Source organism: Enterococcus sp. AZ015 (assembly GCF_050499225.1).
GTDB classification, from domain to species: Bacteria; Bacillota; Bacilli; order Lactobacillales; family Enterococcaceae; genus Enterococcus_D; species Enterococcus_D entomosocium.
Map to the genome: position 1 here is coordinate 144,674 of NZ_JBMHEX010000001.1, position 18,953 is coordinate 163,626.

Annotated in this window: 15 protein-coding genes; 13 read left to right on the plus strand and 2 right to left on the minus strand. The window is 46.5% G+C overall.

The window, feature by feature from the left end; genetic code table 11:
* The first annotated feature begins 4 nt into the window (after window positions 1-4).
* The 13 genes from flgK (at window position 5) to IGK85_RS00755 (ending at window position 16,724) form a co-directional block, all read left to right on the plus strand.
* On the plus strand, window positions 5-1,528 hold the full coding sequence (gene flgK / locus IGK85_RS00695; RefSeq protein ID WP_008376579.1) for a flagellar hook-associated protein FlgK: 1,524 nt from the start codon (window positions 5-7) through the stop codon (window positions 1,526-1,528).
* A 3-nt stretch (window positions 1,529-1,531) separates the two neighbouring features.
* The gene (flgL, locus tag IGK85_RS00700) at window positions 1,532-2,452 is read left to right on the plus strand and encodes a flagellar hook-associated protein FlgL (protein WP_008376577.1); all 921 of its coding nucleotides are present in this window, start codon (window positions 1,532-1,534) and stop codon (window positions 2,450-2,452) included.
* Between the two features lie 137 nt (window positions 2,453-2,589).
* Entirely contained in the window at window positions 2,590-3,672 is a 1,083-nt protein-coding gene (locus IGK85_RS00705; RefSeq protein WP_008376575.1) for a flagellin, read from the plus strand.
* Between the two features lie 102 nt (window positions 3,673-3,774).
* Window positions 3,775-4,188, plus strand: coding sequence for a flagellar protein FlaG (locus IGK85_RS00710; RefSeq protein ID WP_008376573.1), 414 nt, complete (start codon window positions 3,775-3,777; stop codon window positions 4,186-4,188).
* Window positions 4,189-4,192: 4 nt separating this feature from the next.
* Window positions 4,193-5,614 (plus strand): flagellar filament capping protein FliD, encoded by a 1,422-nt coding sequence (gene fliD / locus IGK85_RS00715; protein WP_016611598.1) that lies wholly within the window; start codon window positions 4,193-4,195, stop codon window positions 5,612-5,614.
* A 74-nt stretch (window positions 5,615-5,688) separates the two neighbouring features.
* Window positions 5,689-6,018, plus strand: coding sequence for a hypothetical protein (locus IGK85_RS00720; protein WP_008376569.1), 330 nt, complete (start codon window positions 5,689-5,691; stop codon window positions 6,016-6,018).
* A 13-nt stretch (window positions 6,019-6,031) separates the two neighbouring features.
* On the plus strand, window positions 6,032-6,400 hold the full coding sequence (gene fliS, locus IGK85_RS00725) for a flagellar export chaperone FliS (RefSeq protein WP_008376567.1): 369 nt from the start codon (window positions 6,032-6,034) through the stop codon (window positions 6,398-6,400).
* Between the two features lie 165 nt (window positions 6,401-6,565).
* The gene (locus IGK85_RS00730) at window positions 6,566-8,317 is read left to right on the plus strand and encodes a hypothetical protein (RefSeq protein WP_008376564.1); all 1,752 of its coding nucleotides are present in this window, start codon (window positions 6,566-6,568) and stop codon (window positions 8,315-8,317) included.
* A gap of 166 nt (window positions 8,318-8,483) precedes the next feature.
* Window positions 8,484-8,924, plus strand: coding sequence for a MarR family winged helix-turn-helix transcriptional regulator (locus IGK85_RS00735; RefSeq protein WP_008376562.1), 441 nt, complete (start codon window positions 8,484-8,486; stop codon window positions 8,922-8,924).
* On the plus strand, window positions 8,921-10,663 hold the full coding sequence (locus IGK85_RS00740; protein WP_008376560.1) for an ABC transporter ATP-binding protein: 1,743 nt from the start codon (window positions 8,921-8,923) through the stop codon (window positions 10,661-10,663). Before IGK85_RS00735 ends, IGK85_RS00740 begins: the two co-directional genes overlap by 4 nt.
* Window positions 10,629-12,395 carry an ABC transporter ATP-binding protein gene (locus tag IGK85_RS00745; RefSeq protein WP_008376558.1) on the plus strand — a complete coding sequence of 589 codons (1,767 nt, stop codon included), beginning with the start codon at window positions 10,629-10,631 and terminating at the stop codon, window positions 12,393-12,395. Before IGK85_RS00740 ends, IGK85_RS00745 begins: the two co-directional genes overlap by 35 nt.
* A 167-nt stretch (window positions 12,396-12,562) precedes the next feature.
* On the plus strand, window positions 12,563-13,999 hold the full coding sequence (locus IGK85_RS00750; RefSeq protein ID WP_008376556.1) for a glycoside hydrolase family 1 protein: 1,437 nt from the start codon (window positions 12,563-12,565) through the stop codon (window positions 13,997-13,999).
* A gap of 262 nt (window positions 14,000-14,261) precedes the next feature.
* Window positions 14,262-16,724 carry a heavy metal translocating P-type ATPase gene (locus tag IGK85_RS00755; RefSeq protein WP_008376554.1) on the plus strand — a complete coding sequence of 821 codons (2,463 nt, stop codon included), beginning with the start codon at window positions 14,262-14,264 and terminating at the stop codon, window positions 16,722-16,724.
* A gap of 73 nt (window positions 16,725-16,797) precedes the next feature.
* Here IGK85_RS00755 and IGK85_RS00760 read toward each other — a convergent pair whose 3' ends face one another.
* Window positions 16,798-17,514 carry a GntR family transcriptional regulator gene (locus IGK85_RS00760; RefSeq protein WP_005232731.1) on the minus strand — a complete coding sequence of 239 codons (717 nt, stop codon included), beginning with the start codon at window positions 17,512-17,514 and terminating at the stop codon, window positions 16,798-16,800.
* Window positions 17,515-17,622: 108 nt separating this feature from the next.
* The gene (gene celB, locus IGK85_RS00765) at window positions 17,623-18,894 is read right to left on the minus strand and encodes a PTS cellobiose transporter subunit IIC (protein WP_005226670.1); all 1,272 of its coding nucleotides are present in this window, start codon (window positions 18,892-18,894) and stop codon (window positions 17,623-17,625) included.
* Window positions 18,895-18,953 lie beyond the last annotated feature (59 nt).

An 18,953-nucleotide genomic window follows, 5' to 3' on the forward strand; every position in this document is an offset into this window, starting at 1 on the left:
TACTATGACAGGACTATTCGGTTCATTAGGCACCGCAACCCGGGGCATGACCGCCAATCAAGCAGCGTTGCAAACCAGCAGCCACAACATTGCAAATACCAATACAGACGGCTACTCAAGACAACGAGTCAACTTGCAAGCCGAAGCGTCTTACCATCTAGCGGGTGTCGGCAGCATCGGTATGGGTGTGAAAGTCGGCAGTGTCGAACGGATCGTCGATGATTTTGTCATTGGACAAGTACGCAATGCCAATTCTACCTATACATATTATGAACAAAAAGCAGACATATTAGGACAGCTGGAAAGTTTAATGAATGAGCCTTCTGACAACGGACTGTCCAAACAGCTGGCAACGATGTTTGATTCTTGGACCGCATTAGCCAACAATCCTGAACTGGATACGTCTAAGACCCTTGTGCTGGAAAACAGCAGTACATTTGCCGATACCATCAACCAAATGGGCAAACAAATGACGCAGCTGCAAAGCGACACGCTGGATACCATCGAAAAATCCGCGCTGGACTTCAATGAGAAGGTCAAGCAGCTGCAATCCTTGAATGAACAGATCTATGGGTTGACGACGAGTGGTGAGACACCCAATGATCTTTTAGATCGTCGAGACAGTCTGTTGAAAGATCTCTCGGGTCTAGCAGGGATCGAAACCAAGACCGATCAGTATGGTCGTGGGTTTGTATCCATGAGCGGACAGACGATCTTAAGTGCGGAGGAACGCAATACCCTTAGTGTGGTGGTGGGACAAAGCGAGACAGGCGCCTTGGTTTCCAAAGACGGCAACGCCTTGAATCCTGCCGAAACCATCACAGGGTCTTATCCAGCTGGAACCGTCTTGTTGACGAAAACCACCGACAATGGCGACACCGCCTATACAGAATTGCCGATCAAAGAAGGGGCGATCGGTGGCCTGCAAGCATCATCTAGTGAAATCGGCAGCCGCTTGACGGAATTGAACAACTTTACGACGACGATCGCGCAAGCCATGAACATGGTCTTTACCGGCGGCGCTTCTCGTACAAGCGGACTATTTGAGATCGGCCAAGATGATACCGGCACAGCGACGACGATTCGGGTCAGCCAAGCACTGTTAGATAACCCAAGTCTGGTGACCGGCGGAACGAGCAATGCAGCAGGAGATGGTTCAAGAGCTGCTGCAATGGCCAAACTCAGCAGTGCCAAATTGGATTTCCCGTTGTCAGAAAAGACGATCGCTTCTTTTGATTCTGAGACATTGACGTTTGCTAATGCAGCATCCGGCATGAGTGTCAGCAGTTATTTTAACAGCATCGTCACCAAAAACGGGATCTCAAAACAGCAAGCCGACAATACGGTCAGTGCCCAATTGTCGCTGCTGAATCAACTAGAATACAAAAATCAATCGGTGTCCGGTGTTTCATTAAATGAAGAAATGTCAGATGTGATTCGTTTCCAACAAGGATTTCAGGCCAATGCCCGCATATTATCGGTCGTTTCTGAAATGTTAGACACATTGATCAATCGAACAGGAGTGTAGAACATGCGTATTTCCAATTCAATCACCTACAATGATTTTTTACGAAATCTAGGAACCAACGCCTCCAAAGTCCAATCCACGTTGAATCAGCTATCGAGCTTGAAAGAAGTCAGCAAGTCCTCGGATAATCCACTGCTGGTTTCAAAAATCATGGATCTCAATGTGTCGTTAAATCAAAACAAAACCTACAATAATACGATCAAAGACAGTATTTCTTGGACAAAAGCCCAAGATTCTGCTTTAGAAAGCGTCAGTACCTCGATGCTGCGGATTCGCTCATTGGTTCAATCTTCTGCCAATGCGACAGCCGGCAGTGAGGAATTAGGCGCAAATCGTTCAGAGATCGAGCAAGAGATCGCAGGTATCGTTGAATCATTAAATACCAACTTTGATGGCCGCTATTTATTTAGCGGAACGAATACGACGACGGCGCCTTTTGAGATCGTCAAAGAAAATGACGCCATCGTCGGTATCAAATACAATGGCACCAGTGAAGACTTGCCCCGAGAAATCGCAAACGGGGTCTCGGTGGATCTGTTAGCCAGCGGTGATCGACTGATGAACGAGACGGGCACCGCTACGGATCCCCAAAATTTAAGCACCTACTTCAATGATTTATTGTCTGCGTTGCGCAGTGATGATAAAGATGCCTTAGGGGGCGAGCTTTTAACCGCTCATGACCAGCATGCCACCAATGTAGTGAATGTACGGGCGCAGATCGGCACCCTCTACAATCGCTTGGAGGCGGCTGCTGATCGAAATGAGACGGAAAAGCTGAACTTGACCGAAACACTGTCCAACAAACAAGACGTCGATATTGCGGAAAAGTATATGGAATATCAAAATCAAATGACTGCCTACCGCTCAACATTAGCAATGGGAACAAAGATCATGCAGATGTCCATTCTAGATTATTTAAATTAACCCAAAAAACTTTTGTTCTTTGACGGGAGCAAAAGTTTTTTATTTTTTTTAGAAAAAAGGCTTAACCCTGAACGGTTTCTTCCGATAAATAGTAGCAGAGGGAAACCTTAGCGAATAAAAATTAGGAGGAACTACACATGAGAATCAATACAAACGTTTCAGCATTGAATACTTACTCACGCCTAACGGCAGCAAATGCTTCTAAAAGCAATTCTTTGTCTAAATTATCTTCAGGCTTACGCATCAACAAAGCTGGGGACGACGCAGCTGGCTTAGCAATTTCTGAAAAAATGAAAGGCCAAATCGGCGGTTTGTCACAAGCAAAAAGCAATGCACAAGATGGTATCTCATTGATCCAAACAGCAGAAGGTGCATTAAATGAAACCCACAGCATCTTAGGCCGTATGCGTGACCTTGCGGTTCAAAGTTCAAACGGTACGTTAAGTGATGACGACCGCAGTGCGATCAACAAAGAATACACTGCATTGTCTGATGAAATCGACCGTATCAGCAATACCACTGAATTCAATACAAAAAGCTTGTTAACTGGTGAAGGCGATGATGCGAAATCATTCACTTTCCAAATCGGTGCCAACGCAAACCAAACAATGGGCGTTTCAATCAACAACATGAGCTCATCTGCCTTGAAAGTAAAAGGCTTAGATTTAACACAAGCCATTGACACAAGCGATGCCAAAGCTGTTGCTGCAGCAAAAGATAAAGCAGTAGCGACTGCCTTCAAAGCAGATGCTACAACAAAATATGCAGCGGACGGCACAGTTGATGCGGCAGCTGGTAAAACAGTTGCTGAATTACAAACAGCCATCGACACAGCTGCGGATGATACAGCAAAAGCAACAGCTCAAAAAACATACGATGATGCTTTAGCAACATTTACCGCTTCTGATGAAGGCAAAGCAGCAGCGGCAACTGTCAGCGTTGAAAACAACCCAATCACGAAAATCGATGAAGCGATCAAAGCAGTTTCTGCACAACGTGCGGATCTTGGTGCGGCGCAAAACCGTCTAGAACACACAATCAACAACTTAGGTACAACACAAGAAAACCTATCTGAAGCAAACTCACGTATCCGTGACGTTGATATGGCCCAAGAAATGATGAGCTTTACGAAGAGCAACATCCTTTCTCAAGCAGCAACTTCAATGTTGGCACAAGCAAACTCAATGCCTAACAGCGTATTGAGCTTGTTACAAGGATAATTTTTGATCAAGTGAACCACTGACACAAGGACTGCCTAGGGGAAGCGCAGTTCTTGTGTTTTACATAGCAGCACAAAAACGCTTAGAAATGAGGAAGCTCTGATGGATATTCAGCCAATGTCAGGAATACACCCGATCGAAGCCGTTGCGTCGGTCGCTAAAGCACGTCCGATCGAATCCCTAGATCCAGAGACCGCCAACCTTCAGCCGCAACACCAAGAGGGGAAACTGGCGGAGAAAAAGGAACGGACAGTGGTCACTGAACCGCCGATCCACTATTTTTCAGTAGCCGATCAGCACAAGATCGCAGCCTCCGTGGAGGAAGTGAATCAGCGACTACTTGGCAAAGATATGAAATTGGCTTATGAAGTACATGAGCGCACAGGGCGTACGATGGTGCGTTTAGTGGATATGCAGACCAACGAAGTGATCAAAGAGATCCCACCAGCCAACATGCTAGATGTGATTGGAAAAATATGGGATGACATGGGCATTGCGGTCGATCGAAAGGGATGAAACTATGGCAAGTGTAACCAGCAGTTCAGGAATCAGTACAACGCTAGGGAGTTATTCTGGCGTGACTTCAGAAGATATTGAAAAATTATTGGCGGCAGATGCGATCAATAAGACCCGTGCTGAGAATAAAATCACGTCGCTTAAAGCACAAAAAACGGCATGGAGTGATATCAGCACTCGCTTGACTAACTTTTTGTCAAAAGTCGATGCGTTACAAAAAGATGATGCTTATCAGACAAAAAAAGCGACGACCACCAATAGTAGTATCGCTTCAATTGCAGGAACAACGGAAGCCCCAGAAGGCACCTATGATCTAAAAGTCAACCAACTAGCAACCGCCACGAAGGTGACGGGGAGTCAAGTAGCTCAAAGCAGCAAAACGGCCCTAAATGTCAGTGGTCAGCTGTCATTGACCAGTTCGGAAGTCGATGAAGATGGCAAACCGATCACCGCTTCGATCGAGATCACTGCCGAAGACAGCTTAAAAGATGTGGCAGCTAAGATCAATGGCCAAAGCAAGACGACCTTCGTTGCAGCGAGCATCGTGGATAACCGTTTGATTTTAACGAATACGAAAATGGGCGACAAAAACTTCTTGATCGACGGCAATGCCGCCGAAGGATTAGGGATCGGTTCAACTGCGGCTACGACGCAAGGCCAACCGGCTATTTTTGAACTAGACGGCATGGAGATCACCCGCGACAGCAATAGTGTGACGGATGTTATCGATGGTGTCACTCTGACGTTAGCGAAAAAAAGCGAGGAGCATGTGACGCTTTCTTTAGCCAATGATACTTCGAAAGTCGTTGATGCAGTACAAGGATTAGTGGATCAATACAATAGCTTGATGAGTTTTATCGGCGATAATTTGACCGTGGGAGATCCTAGTAGTGAAAACAACAAGACGGGGACCTTGGTGGGAGACAGTGCGTTGACCCGTCTACAGACTCAATTGCGAAATTTGATCACCATTCCCGCCGTCAGCGGCTCAAAGCTGACTGCTAATAAGCTAGGCATCTCCACCGTCGATAATGATGGTACATTGGGACTGGATACGACCAAGTTAAAAGAAGCCCTAGCGGAAGATCCCGCTGCTGTGAAGTCCTTCTTTTATGCAAGTACGAAAACCAAAGAAGCCGATGGCACTGCGAGTACGAAAGAGACCGGCTATACATTAGCGCTAAAAGAATTAGCCAACAGCTATGTCGTCAATACTTCAGCCAATAAAGGGATCATTGCCACCAAATCTGCGACCTATGACAGTACCATCAAGGATTTGAACAAACAGATTACACGGTTTGATGATATTTTAGCAATGAAAAAAGAGCGTTACATCACAATGTTTACCAAATTAGACTCCGTGATGATGGAGGCTGAAAATCAGCTGAGTTACCTAAGCAATCAGTTTGCCAATACGTCAAACTAGGCAGGATAGCCGATTAAAGCAGTCATTTTTTCATTCGCATAAGAAACCCTCGTCAACAAGAAAGGAAACAACCTATGGAGCCACACGTATCATTAGATGAACGTTTGAATCAGATTTTAACTGGGTTTGCAAAATGGCGCGGCGACAGCGAAGAAGCCGGTCGTTTGATGGCAGCCAATGCAGCGGTCATAGCAGCCATGCAAGCAGAAGAACAGAGCCATAGTCCACAAACCAGTGCATTGGCGCAACAAGTGATCCAAGCGTATCAAGCGTTCCTAGACCAGGTCAAAGCCCAGCAGCAAGAGATCAAACAAGAATTGGGGCGTTTGAACCGCAAAAACAATCTTGTCAAAACGTATTTGCAGCAAGAAGACAGTGCCGCCTTCGTCGAATTTGATTTATAGTGAGGAAAAAAAGATGAATTATCAAAAAATGCAAAACAACTACCTGCAGAACCAAGTAATGAGTGCCTCCCCCAACAAACTGATTGAAATGCTGTTGCAAGCAGCCATCAAAAACATCAAATTAGCAGTGATCGCATTGGAAAAAGAAGAGTTGAGCCAAGCCCATCAGCAATTTGTCAAGGCGCAGAATATTTTATTGGAATTACGGGTCTCTTTAGACCGTGAGCAAGGCGGCGCTATTGCTGAAGATCTCGATCAGCTGTATGGCTATATGTACGATCAGCTAGTCAGTGCCAATGTCCAAAAAGAGGCAGCCCCTGCAGAAACGGTCGTCCCGCTTTTAAGCGAACTACTGGAAAGCTGGCAAACGATCACCCAATAAATTTGAGAAAAAGCAAAGAAACGACCACCTAAAACCTAGAAAAGTTTAGTAATTGGTTAAATTTTTACCATGTATCCCTTTTCACTAAGCTTTCTTTTTCCCCTCCTCGTCCCTATCTGGTACTCTTTTTATGAGCGTACCGAAAAGGTGCAAGGAGGTTTTTTTTTGAAACAAAAAATAGTACAAAAGCCGCTTTTCTGGCAAGTGGTGATTCTGATTGCAATGAGTGGTGTTTTTTTATTACCGCAGATCTTAGGCCAAGGCATGATTTTGGGCTCTGATGTGGTCTTTCACTTCAATCGTTTTTATGAGACCAGCCAGCAGATCAAAGAGGGCAATTTTCAATATTTTCTTTCTATCTACGGGTTTCAGCAATCTGCTCGTATCGTCAATGCATTATACGGTCCCTTTTTTGCCTATTTCCAAGGTCTGCTGGTCTTGCTGAGTCCTTCGTGGTTTTCCTACCAACTGCTCGCCAATGGGCTGCTCTATCTGCTAGCAGGGTTTTCGATGTTTGGCTTATTAAAGAAACTACGAGTCAATGGCTGGCTGTCAGTGGGGATGAGCATCCTGTTTATGGCGACCTATTCTGTCCAGTATTGGATAGAGCGGCAGGGCTTTTCTGCTTGGGGAGCAGCCGTGTTACCGCTGTGTCTGATTCCACTGATTGCACTAGGGGAACATAAACGGTTGCGGCCTTTTGCGGTAGGGGTTTCCGTGGCAGTCTTATTTCAAATCCATGTGTTTTCAAGCATCTTGTTAGTGCTCTTATATGTGCCCTTTTTCTTACGCGCCTTTTTTGTTGGAACTTCCGGCGAAGAAAAACGACAATTGGTGCTGCGCTTAGCAGGAGCGATCGGGATTTTCTTGCTGCTGACCGCCAATATTTGGTTAGGGATGTTGGATCTCTATACGAGTAACACGTTGATCGCGCCTTTTGTGAATCGCAACATGCAGAACAATACCATTACTGGAACCAGCAGCTATTGGTGGACGACTCCGTACCTGCTGCCAATCTTATGTGCCTTGTTCTTTTGCGGTGCGATTCGTGTATGGCCTCGTCTATCCGGCGGCTTCAAATTAATGACAGCAGCTGCAGCGGTCTTTTTCGTTTTATCATCGAACGCTATTCCTTGGCAATGGCTAGGCAGTCTGGACAATGGTGTGATCAATTTACTACAATTCCCTTTTCGGTTCTTTGTTCCTGCCACGATTTTGATCTTAGTCGGTTTGTGCCTGCTGGTTCCTTATTATCGGGGCAAGCCATTGGCAAATCCGCGTTGGTTCGTCCTCGTTTTAGTTTTGAGTGTTGGTCAAATCCTGATCCAAAACACGGTCAAAATGCAGGACTGGCACTCCGATGAAGCGGCAGTTTCACTGCGAAACCACACCTATCTCTCGGCGGAATCTGAAGCGCAATTGAAGGAAGCCTATTTTAGTAAAGACAAGTCCTTAGCATTAGCGCTGTATCAACGTTCTACCCCAGATTATCTGCCCCTCTATCAAGAGACCAAGAAGAACAAGTACAATTTGTACGGGGAAGAAATTATTGAAAAAAATGATACCGTGGCAAAAACCGTAGAAAACGGGAAACTTACTTTACGTTGGCAAGGTGATCAAGAGGCGTGGAAGGCGTTACCGATCATCAATTACCGCTATACTGAATTGACCCTCAATCAGCAGCCACTAACTGAGAAAGATGTCTCTTTGAGTGCCATTGGTGCCGTTTCTGTCCAACAGCAAGCAGGGGAGAATGTCTTAGTCGTTGACTATGACGCACCTTGGTTTTTCGACGGAGCTTTATGGCTGACGATCATTTCTTGGATCGCTTTACTCATCGGCTTTATCAGCTGGAAAACAAGACAGCTGTATCGTCGTCGTAAGGTCGTACAAGCTTTATTGAAAGAATCTGAATAAAATGAATCAGAAAAGAACTTCAGCGAGAGGGCTGAAGTTCTTTTTTTGTTGATCAGCAACAGTGTACCTATTTTTTTCCGAGAGAAACAATAATCGTTGCGTGCGCAACAATTATTCCTTATAATAGATAAGACACTTTGAAGAACCAAGAAAGGCAGGAGTGCTCATGGAAGCCATTATCCGCTCAATCAATCATATTGCCCGTCTCGCCACCCTTTATCGGGAAAAAGAACTGAAAAAATTTGGTTTAGGTGGGATGCATCATACCTATATCTTAAACATTTGCCGTCAACCGGGGATCAGTCAAGAAGCCTTAGCCAAGAAGATTTTTGTTAATAAAAGCAATGTTGCCCGTCAACTAGCGATCTTAGAAGAACGAGGATTTGTCACTAGAGCCAGCAGTCCCACCGACAAACGACAATTACTGGTTTATCCAACCGAAAAAGCACTTGTCGTCCAACCAAAGATCCAACAGCTGCTTCAAAGCTGGAATGAACAAGTCGTAGCAGGTTTTTCTGCTGCCCAACAGCAGCAGTTGATCGCCGATCTGGAAATCGTCAAAGAAAATTCCCAACGGCTTTTAGCGAAAGCTGAGGCGATGGAATGAATCTTTTGGCTCAATATTTAAAACCCTATATCGGGCGCATCTCCCTTGGCGTCAGCATCAAATTCTTCGGGTCATTGATGGACTTGCTATTGCCTTGGATTTTGGCGTATATCATCGATTCTGTGATTCCCACGAAGCAAGTATCAGCGATTTTTGCTTGGGGCGGGGCGATGGTGGTCTGCTCCATCATCGCAGTTGTCACCAATATCATCGCCAATCGGATGGCCTCTAGTGTTGCTCGCGATACCACCGGTAGTATTCGCCATGATTTATTTGAAAAAGTTTCCTATCTGTCGATTCCGCAAGTCGAAGAAGTCGGGATTCCTTCCTTGGTGTCTCGCTTGACGACAGACACTTACAACATCCATCAAACGGTAGGGATGATCCAGCGGATGGGGATTCGTGCCCCGATTCTGTTATTAGGGGGAATCATGATCACTGCTACATTAGATCCCGTTTTGACACTGGTCTTAGTAGGCGTCTTGCCCTTCACTTTAGTGGCGGCAGTCACGATCTCAAAACGGGGGATCCCCTTGTTTGCCTCATTGCAAAAGCAAGTGGATGTGTTGGTGCGGACTGTCCGAGAAAATGTAACTGGGGCTCGGGTGATCAAGGCCTTGTCTAAAGCAGATTACGAGAAAAAGCGCTTTGATCACGTCAATCAAGACGTAGTAGCTGCGGAAACCACTGCTAATCGAACCATGGCTGCGACACCACCTCTGATGGACCTCTTTTTGAATATCGGGTTGACATTGGTGATCGTCGTCAGTGCCTTTCGCGTCAATCAAGGGTTGACCCAACCAGGGGTCATCATTGCCTTTTTGACCTATTTTACGATCATTTTGAATGCCATGCTCAGCATCACGCGCATCTTTGTAATCGTGTCTAAGGGGCTGGCTTCTGCCGATCGGATCCAATCCGTCTTGCGCCTCCCGCAAAATATGCAAGTCATTGAGGCACCTGCCAAAGAAGAGTCGGCGCATATCGTTTTTGAAAAAGTTTCCTTCACTTATCCTAACGGTACCCGGGTGCTGAAAGACATCGATTTCTCCTTGCAGCCGGGAGAAACCTTAGGGATCATCGGTGCGACTGGTAGCGGAAAATCAACGATCGTCAAATTACTGCTGCGGCTCTATGACCCAACGAAGGGTATGATCCGCATCGCTGGTCGCGACATTCGCTCCATTGATCCGACGGAGTTGCATCAGTTATTCGGTGTCGTCTTACAAAAAGACGTGCTTTTTGCGGAAACGATTGAAGAAAATATCGCCTTTGGCCGGCGGTTTTCCAAAGAGCAGATCGAAGAAGCGGCGGCTCGCGCCCAAGCCAAGGAGTTTATCAATCAACTGCCCAAGCGCTTAGCTCATCCACTGCATGCCAAAGGCAGCAATTTAAGCGGCGGTCAAAAGCAGCGGGTCTTGTTATCGCGGGCATTGGCGGGGGATCCAGAGATTTTGATTTTGGATGATTCTGCCAGTGCGCTGGATTATCGAACCGACGCTCAGTTGCGCAAGGTCCTGAAACAGCAGTTTCAACAGACGACGACGATCTTGATCGCGCAGCGGATCAGCTCGATCCAACATGCCGACAAAATTTTGGTACTGGAAAACGGGCAAATGAACGGCTTTGGCAGTCACCAAGAATTACTAGCAGATAATGCGATCTACCAAGCCATTTATCAAGGGCAGACAGGAGGTGCCGACGATGCCGAAGAAAAAAACGGAAAAACCGCAGGATAGCAAGAAAACACTCCGCCGTTTGTGGAGCTATCTCTACGAGTACAAAGGACTCCTGTTGGCAGCCGCTATTTTAATGATGGTCAGCAACATCTTCGCCTTGGTGGGCCCGTTGCTTTCCGGGTACGCTATTGATGCTATTCAACCGGGTCCCGGAAAGGTCATTTTTGAGCGGGTCTTCTTTTATTGCGGGCTGATGCTCCTGTTTTATCTTGCTTCTTCCCTTCTTAGTTATCTGATTTCTCTGATGATGATCCGCTTGAGTCAGCGGGTGGTGGCAGCGATGCGCAAGGCGATTTTTGATAAAATCACCGAACTGCCAGTGGGGTATTTTGACCGGGTCGCCACTGGGGATATCATCAGCCGCATCAGTTATGACGTCGATACCATCAATACGTCATTGGCCAGCGATGCCATTCAAGTTCTCAGCAGTCTTGTGACGATCATTGGTTCGTTTGTAATGATGGTTTTGATTTCGCCATTGCTAGTGCTGATTTTTGTCGTAACGGTCCCTGCTTCGATCTTTTTGACTCGCTTTTTGATGAGCAAATTTCAACCATTGTTTCGCCATCGGTCCCGCAAATTAGGCGAGCTGAACGGCTTTGTGGAAGAGATTATTTCTGGTCAGCAAACGATTAAGCTTTACAACCAAGAAGAAGCGATCATCAGCCGTTTTGATGAAAAAAACCAGGAAGCGGTGGATGCCTATTACAATGCCGAATACTACGGCAGTATGACCGGTCCTTCCATCAACTTTATCAACAATCTGTCGTTGTCCTTGATCAGTATGTTTGGCGCCTTGCTGTTTTTGTTCGGTCATCTGACACTCGGAAACGTTTCTTCCTTTGTTCTTTACTCCAGAAAATTCTCAGGACCAATCAATGAGTTAGCCAACATCTTCAGTGATTTGCAATCGGCATTGGCGGCGGCAGAACGGATCTTCCGTTTGCTGGATGAAGAACCGGAAGTTTCTGATGTTCCTGGAGCCTACGAATACCACGAGGTGTCTGGTGAGGTCGCCTTTGACCATGTGACCTTCGGCTACCAAGCACAGCAGCCGATCATCAAAGACCTTTCGCTGCAAGTACCAGCTGGCAGCTTGGTCGCGATCGTCGGACCGACCGGAGCCGGGAAAACCACCATTGTGAACCTCTTGATGCGGTTTTATGACCCTGACCAAGGAGCGATTCGTTTAGACGGCAAAAATATCCGCCAAACGACACGCCGCAGCTTACGGCAAAGCTATGCAATGGTGCTGCAAGACACGTGGCTGTTCACGGGAACGATTTTTGAAAATTTGGCCTACGGCAAGGCGAATGCGACGATGGCAGAAGTCCAAGCTGCTGCACAAGCCGCCCATATCCATGACTTTATTATGAGCCTGCCAAAAGGCTATGATACTTTGATTTCTGAAGACGGGACCGGTATTTCACAAGGGCAAAAACAACTATTGACGATTGCGCGAGCAATGCTGTTAGATGCCGATCTGCTGATTCTTGATGAAGCCACATCAAATGTCGACACGCAAACGGAGCTGCTGATCCAAGCAGCGATGACCAAATTGATGAAAGGCAAAACCTCCTTTGTGATCGCCCATCGCTTGTCCACGATTCGACATGCCGACACGATCCTCGTGGTGGAACAGGGCAATATCGTAGAGCAAGGGACCCACGAAGAGTTAGTAGCCAAAAAGGGGCGTTATGCCTCACTCTATCAGGCACAATTTGACGCATGATCCATAGCTAGTCCGCATCCGTACAAGGAGTAACCCACTGCTTGCACGGATGTTTTTTGCGTGCCATCGGCTTTCTTGGCACAGGTAAAAAATCTTCTTATGACAAATCAGGCAATTATCGGTATACTTAAGAAAGGGGTATCATCAAACAGAAAGAAGGGAAACAATTGGATCATAAACAACTAAAAGAATTCCCCAACGATTTCTTATGGGGTTCAGCATCAGCAGCCTATCAAGTAGAGGGCGCATGGCAAGAAGACGGCAAAGGCGCTTCAGTTTGGGACGATTTTGTCCGCATTCCAGGCAAAACCTTTAAAGCAACGAACGGAGATGTCGCGGTCGACCATTACCACCGCTTCAAAGAAGATGTTGCCTTGATGAAAGAACAAGGATTGAAAACCTATCGTTTTTCCATTGCATGGACACGGATTTTTCCAGAAGGACGAGGAGAAGTCAATCAAGCAGGGTTAGACTTTTATTTAGCATTGATCGATGAGCTGATTAAAGCAGGGATCGAACCAATGGTGACCTTGTACCATTGGGATCTGCCACGTACGTTGCAAGAAGAATATGGCGGCTGGGAATCTCGCAAAATCATTGAAGATTTCACCAACTATGCGGCCGTATTATTTGAAGCCTTTCGCGGCAAAGTTCACTATTGGGTCAGCTTGAATGAACAAAATATCTTTACTTCTTTAGGCTATCTTTTAGCTGCCCATCCACCAGGAGTGACCGATCCTAAACGGATGTATGAAGTCAATCATATCGCTAACTTGGCGAATGCTTCGGTGATCAACAAGTTCCATGAGATGAAAATCCCAGGGAAAATCGGACCAAGTTTCGCCTACTCACCAAACTACCCAATCAACAGCGACCCGAAAAATATTTTGGCAGCTGAAAACGCGGAAGACTTGATGGCGCATTATTGGTTAGACGTCTATCTATGGGGCGAATACCCGATTGCTGCAATGAATTACTTGAAAGAGCAAGGGATCGCACCAACGATCGAACCAGGAGACATGGACTTGCTGCGTTCAGCAAAACCAGATTTCTTAGGGATCAACTATTACCAAACAGCAACAAATGCCTACAATCCATTAGATGGTGTCGGTGCGGGTAAAATGAACACCACTGGGAAAAAAGGCAGCTCCGAAGAAACCGGGACACCAGGAATGTTCAAAAAAGCTGAAAATCCATTTGTGGAACGGACGAATTGGGATTGGGAGATCGATCCTCAAGGGCTACGGATCGCTTTACGCCGAATCACTAGCCGTTATCGGGTGCCTGTGATCATTACAGAAAACGGACTTGGTGAATACGATAAACTAACAGACGATCACCAAATCCATGACCAATACCGCATCGATTATTTAGCAGGGCATGTCCATGCCATCAAAGAAGCGATCAGCGACGGCGCGGAAGTTCTTGGCTATTGCACCTGGTCCTTCACTGATTTGCTAAGCTGGTTGAACGGCTACCAAAAACGCTATGGCTTTGTCTATGTCGACCAAGATGAAACCCAAGAAGGGTCACTGGCACGCTACAAGAAAGACAGCTTCTACTGGTATCAAGAGCTGATCAAAACCAACGGGCAAGAGTGCTAGCCTCCTAAAGCCAATACCTGAATAAGCGAAACGACCCCTGCAACGGCAGTGATCGTTTCTTAGAAAAAAGTACGTTCCACCTGTAGCGACCGCCCAAAGGTAGACCAAAAGTCTCGCTTTTTGGGCCGCTTCAAAGGAGAACGTCCTTTTTTTGAGTATTATCGTTGACAAGTGTAAACGATAATTGTAAAGTAGAAGAAGATTACAACTGTAAACACAAAAGGTGAATGGGTTTGCATAGCAAGCAAGGAGGAAGGAAACAATGATCGAAAAGAATTATGGGGTAAAAGGGATGACCTGTGCGTCTTGTTCCCAGACAGTCGAAAAAACAGTCAGCAAGCTGGCGGGGGTCGACCAAGCAGCTGTCAATTTGGCTACTGAAAAATTACATATTCGTTATGATGAGCAGCAGCTCACCGAAGAAACACTCGCTGAGGCCATCAAAGCAGCGGGCTATCAACTGATCGGCTCTCAAAGACAAGAGACCTTTGCCATCTCGGGCATGACCTGTGCGTCTTGTGCCCAAACAGTAGAAAAAGCTGTCCAAAAATTAGCGGGTGTGGAGCAAGCCTCCGTCAATCTGGCGACAGAAAAACTGACGGTCAGCTATCAACAAGACCAAGTGTCCGCCGCGAAGATCGCAGCTGCCGTGAAAGAGGCGGGCTATGACGCACAGCTGCCGACCGCTTCTGCCGACAAGGCGGATTCAAAACAGGCAGAGATTCGTGCTTTATGGCAACGGTTTTGGCTTTCGGCGCTCTTTACGATCCCCTTGTTCTATTTGACGATGGGGGAAATGATCGGTTTGCCGATCCCTGGCTTTTTAGATCCAATGGCCTATCCAGTCAATTTCGTTACCACTCAATTGATTTTAGTCTTACCGGTGATGGTCCTCGGTCGCGCCTTTTACATTGCTGGTTTCAAAGCGCTTTGGAAAGGCCATCCTAACATGGATTCCCTCGTCGCATTGGGAACCAGTGCTGCCTTCTTTTATAGTATTTATGGGACCGTGATGGTCTACCTGGGCACGACCCACTATGCGATGCACTTGTACTATGAAACGGCCGCCGTTATTTTGGCATTAGTGACCTTAGGAAAATACCTTGAGTCGGTCTCAAAGGGCAAAACCTCCGAAGCCATCAAGAAGTTGTTGGATCTCGCACCGAAAAAAGCCCGCGTGCTTCGCGGCAGCGGGAATCAAGCCGAAGAAGTCCAAGTGGGTATTGAAGAAGTCGCAGCCGGCGATATCTTAGTCGTACGACCTGGTGAAAAGATTCCTGTGGATGGGATCGTTACCCAAGGACGCTCTGCCATCGATGAATCAATGATCACCGGAGAAAGCTTACCTATCGAAAAACAAGTCGGTGATCGGGTGATCGGCGCTAGTATCAACAAAAATGGCTCGTTTCAATACGAAGCCACCAATGTGGGAGAAGATTCAACGTTAGCGCAAATCATTCAGTTAGTAGAAAATGCCCAAGGCTCCAAAGCGCCGATTGCCCGCATGGCAGATAAAGTTTCGGGTGTGTTTGTCCCGATTGTCATGGTCTTGGCGGTTTTTGCAGGACTTGCCTGGTTTTTCTTAGGACAAGAAACCTGGATCTTCTCATTGACCATTACGATCTCTGTATTAGTGATTGCTTGTCCGTGTGCCTTAGGATTAGCGACACCGACCGCCATCATGGTGGGTGCGGGCAAAGGGGCAGAAAATGGCGTCTTGATCAAAAGCGGCGATGCGTTAGAAACAGCTAGAAACGTGACGACGATCGTCTTTGATAAAACCGGCACGATCACAGAAGGCAAACCAGTCGTAACCGATCTCCTGCCTGCCGGCAACCACACGCCGACGGAATTGCTGCAACTGGCGGCTTCTGTTGAAAAAGGCTCAGAACATCCATTAGGCGAAGCCATTGTGATCGAAGCCCTCACGCAAGCCCTCGCCCTGCAAGAAGTTGACGGGTTTGAAGCGATTCCGGGGCATGGGATTCAAGGCACGATTGCTGGCAGTCCAGTCCTATTAGGCAACCAGAAATGGCTGGAAAAACAAAACGTTGCCATCGATGGCCTGATCGAGCAAGCCCAACAATTGGCTCACGAAGGGAAAACACCGATGTATGTTGCCAAAGACGGCGAAGCGATCGGGATCATCGCTGTGGCAGATACTATCAAAGAAAGCAGTCGAAAAGCCATTGAACGTCTGCATCAAATGGGCTTGTACGTAGCAATGATCACTGGCGACAATGCTCGGACAGCCCAAGCCATCGCCAAACAAGTCGGTATCGATGAAGTAATCAGTGACGTCTTGCCAGAAGATAAAGCCGCCAAAGTAGCCGGCCTGCAAGCCAAAGGCCAAAAGGTTGCGATGGTAGGTGACGGGATCAATGATGCGCCGGCGTTAGCCCAAGCCGATGTAGGGATCGCGATTGGCTCTGGTACCGATGTCGCCATCGAATCGGCAGACATCGTACTGATGCGCAGCGATCTGATGGACGTCCCATCAGCGATCGAGTTAAGTCGGGCAACCATCAAAAACATCAAAGAAAATCTTTTCTGGGCTTTTGCTTATAACGTCTTAGGCATTCCTGTCGCAATGGGTGTGTTGCATCTTTTCGGCGGCCCCTTGCTCAATCCAATGATCGCCGGGGCGGCCATGAGCTTCAGCTCGGTATCCGTTTTATTAAATGCCTTGCGGCTGAAACGATTCCAACCCTCAGCAAAAAAATAAACGAAGCAACGAATGCAACAACAAAAAGACCTGCCCACGGTTTCTGATGGAAGAAAACCGTGGATAGGTCTTTTTAGTGCTGGACATCTAAATAAGAGTAGGCCCGCACGTCATAACGGTTGCGACTACGGGAAAATTCGATAGGTGAGCCATTTTTCTGATAGACGATCTGTTCGATCTCTAAAACCGGATCATCGGCTTTACAGTCCAAATACCGTTGATCGTACGCGGTGCTTTTATCAGCGGCAATGGTGCGGTAAGCGCCGGCAAACTGGACCCCTAGTTCCTCTTTGACATAGCGGTAGATAGAACTTTCTAAATGGCCACGAGTTAAATTGGGCACCAAATGGACCGGCATATAGGTATATTCTAAAATAAACGGCTGGTCTTCAAGAATCCGCAAGCGGACAATACTATAGATTGGCTGTTCTTCCGTCAACATCAACTTTTCTTGGATCGTTTGGTCAGGAAATTCGACTTGAAAATCGATGACCTGACTGACTAGCTTGCGGCCAGCTTTGCCCATTTCTGTTGACAAGCCTTCATAGACCGTTAAAGCAGTGGTGTCTTTTTTTAAGAATGGGTGGTTCAATATTTTTGTTCCAGCGCCCCGCTGAGAATAAACCAGTCCTTCCATGGCTAAAATACCGATGGCTTTTTTGACGGTCATCCGGCTGACTCCGAATTCTTCGACTAAATCAGTTTGATTCGGCAGTAAGCTGTCAGGCGGATACGTTTTGTTTTTGATACGTGTGCGTAAAATATTGGCAATTTCTTGGTATTTTGGCATCTGATCACCTCGCAAGAAGTATAGCTGAAAAAAGCGGTTTCGACAATCAAACCTTGGTTTTTTTATAAAAAGAACGGCTGACTGAAAAAATTCAGCCAGCCGTTGCGCTTAATCGATCGATGGTTCTGCTTGACGATCTAAAACACGTAAGAATGGATACCAGATTAAGCCGACGATCACCACGTCAATGACTTGCAGCAAACCACCTAACCAAGAGTTGGTTGCTAAGACACCACTGAAGACCACTGGAACGGTCCAAGGAACAGAAACACCAGTTGGTGCAGGAACAAGTCCAGCCGCCATCACTAAGTAGTTGAAGGTCGTTACCACAAGAGGTGCCACGACCCAAGGAATCAGGATCGTCGCATTCAAGACGATCGGCATACCGAAGATTGCTGGTTCGTTAACGTTAAAGATCCCTGGTGCTAAAGCCAAACGACCCACATCGCGGTATTGTTTTTTCTTCAATACAAAAGCCATCAAGATAACAACGGCTAACGTCATACCAGAACCGCCTAATCCAACGGTGAATGTTTCCATAAATGGTTTTGTGACGATATGCGGCAGTGCATCCCCATTTTGATACGCTTCTAAGTTGTCTAACATTAATGTATTCCAAATCGGGTCCATCACAGAGTTGACGATGATTTGACCATGTAGACCGAAGAACCAAAGGAATTGGACAAAGAACAAAGCCAATAGAGTTGCTGGCAAGCTGCTGCCTAGTCCAGTCAATGGTTTTTGGATCAATTCATAAACCAAGTCATGCAAGTTGGCATTGAAGACACCCGTCATGATGGCATTGATCACTAAAAATACCGTTAAGGTGATAATTGCTGGAATCAAAGCGGCAAAAGATTTAGAAACTGCTGGTGGCACCCCATCAGGCATTTTGATCTGCCAGCCGCGTTTTGTGATGCGGCAATAGATTTCAGCTGCTAAAAATGCTGCGATCATCCCGATAAACATCCCTTTTGCGCCAAGACGATCAAGAGACAGCACGCCGGAGATCGTTTCGCCAGATTCAGTAGTCATAAAGAAAGGAGTTAAGATCAAAAAGCTGGCAAAAGAAACGGCGCCGCCAAAAATCCCTTCCACATCATATGATTTTGATAAATAATAGCCGATACCGAAAGTAACGAAAACAGTCATGATACTCATTGTTGCATTTTGCCCATTGCCAAACAGCGTTCCTAATGTTCCTTTAGTGGCATCACTGAAGAAGGGCAGGTTGTTTAAAACGACCACGATCGATCCAAACATAGTGATTGGGAACGAAAGCATAAACGCGTCCCGCAAGACGGTCAGGTAGCGATTTTGTCCTAAGGCATTCGCCAAGGGCAAAATCTTTTCAGATAACTTATCCATAAAACCATTCATTATTAGTTCACTCCTTAAATTTCTTTTTGCAATCGATTACATTGATAATGTATCATGTT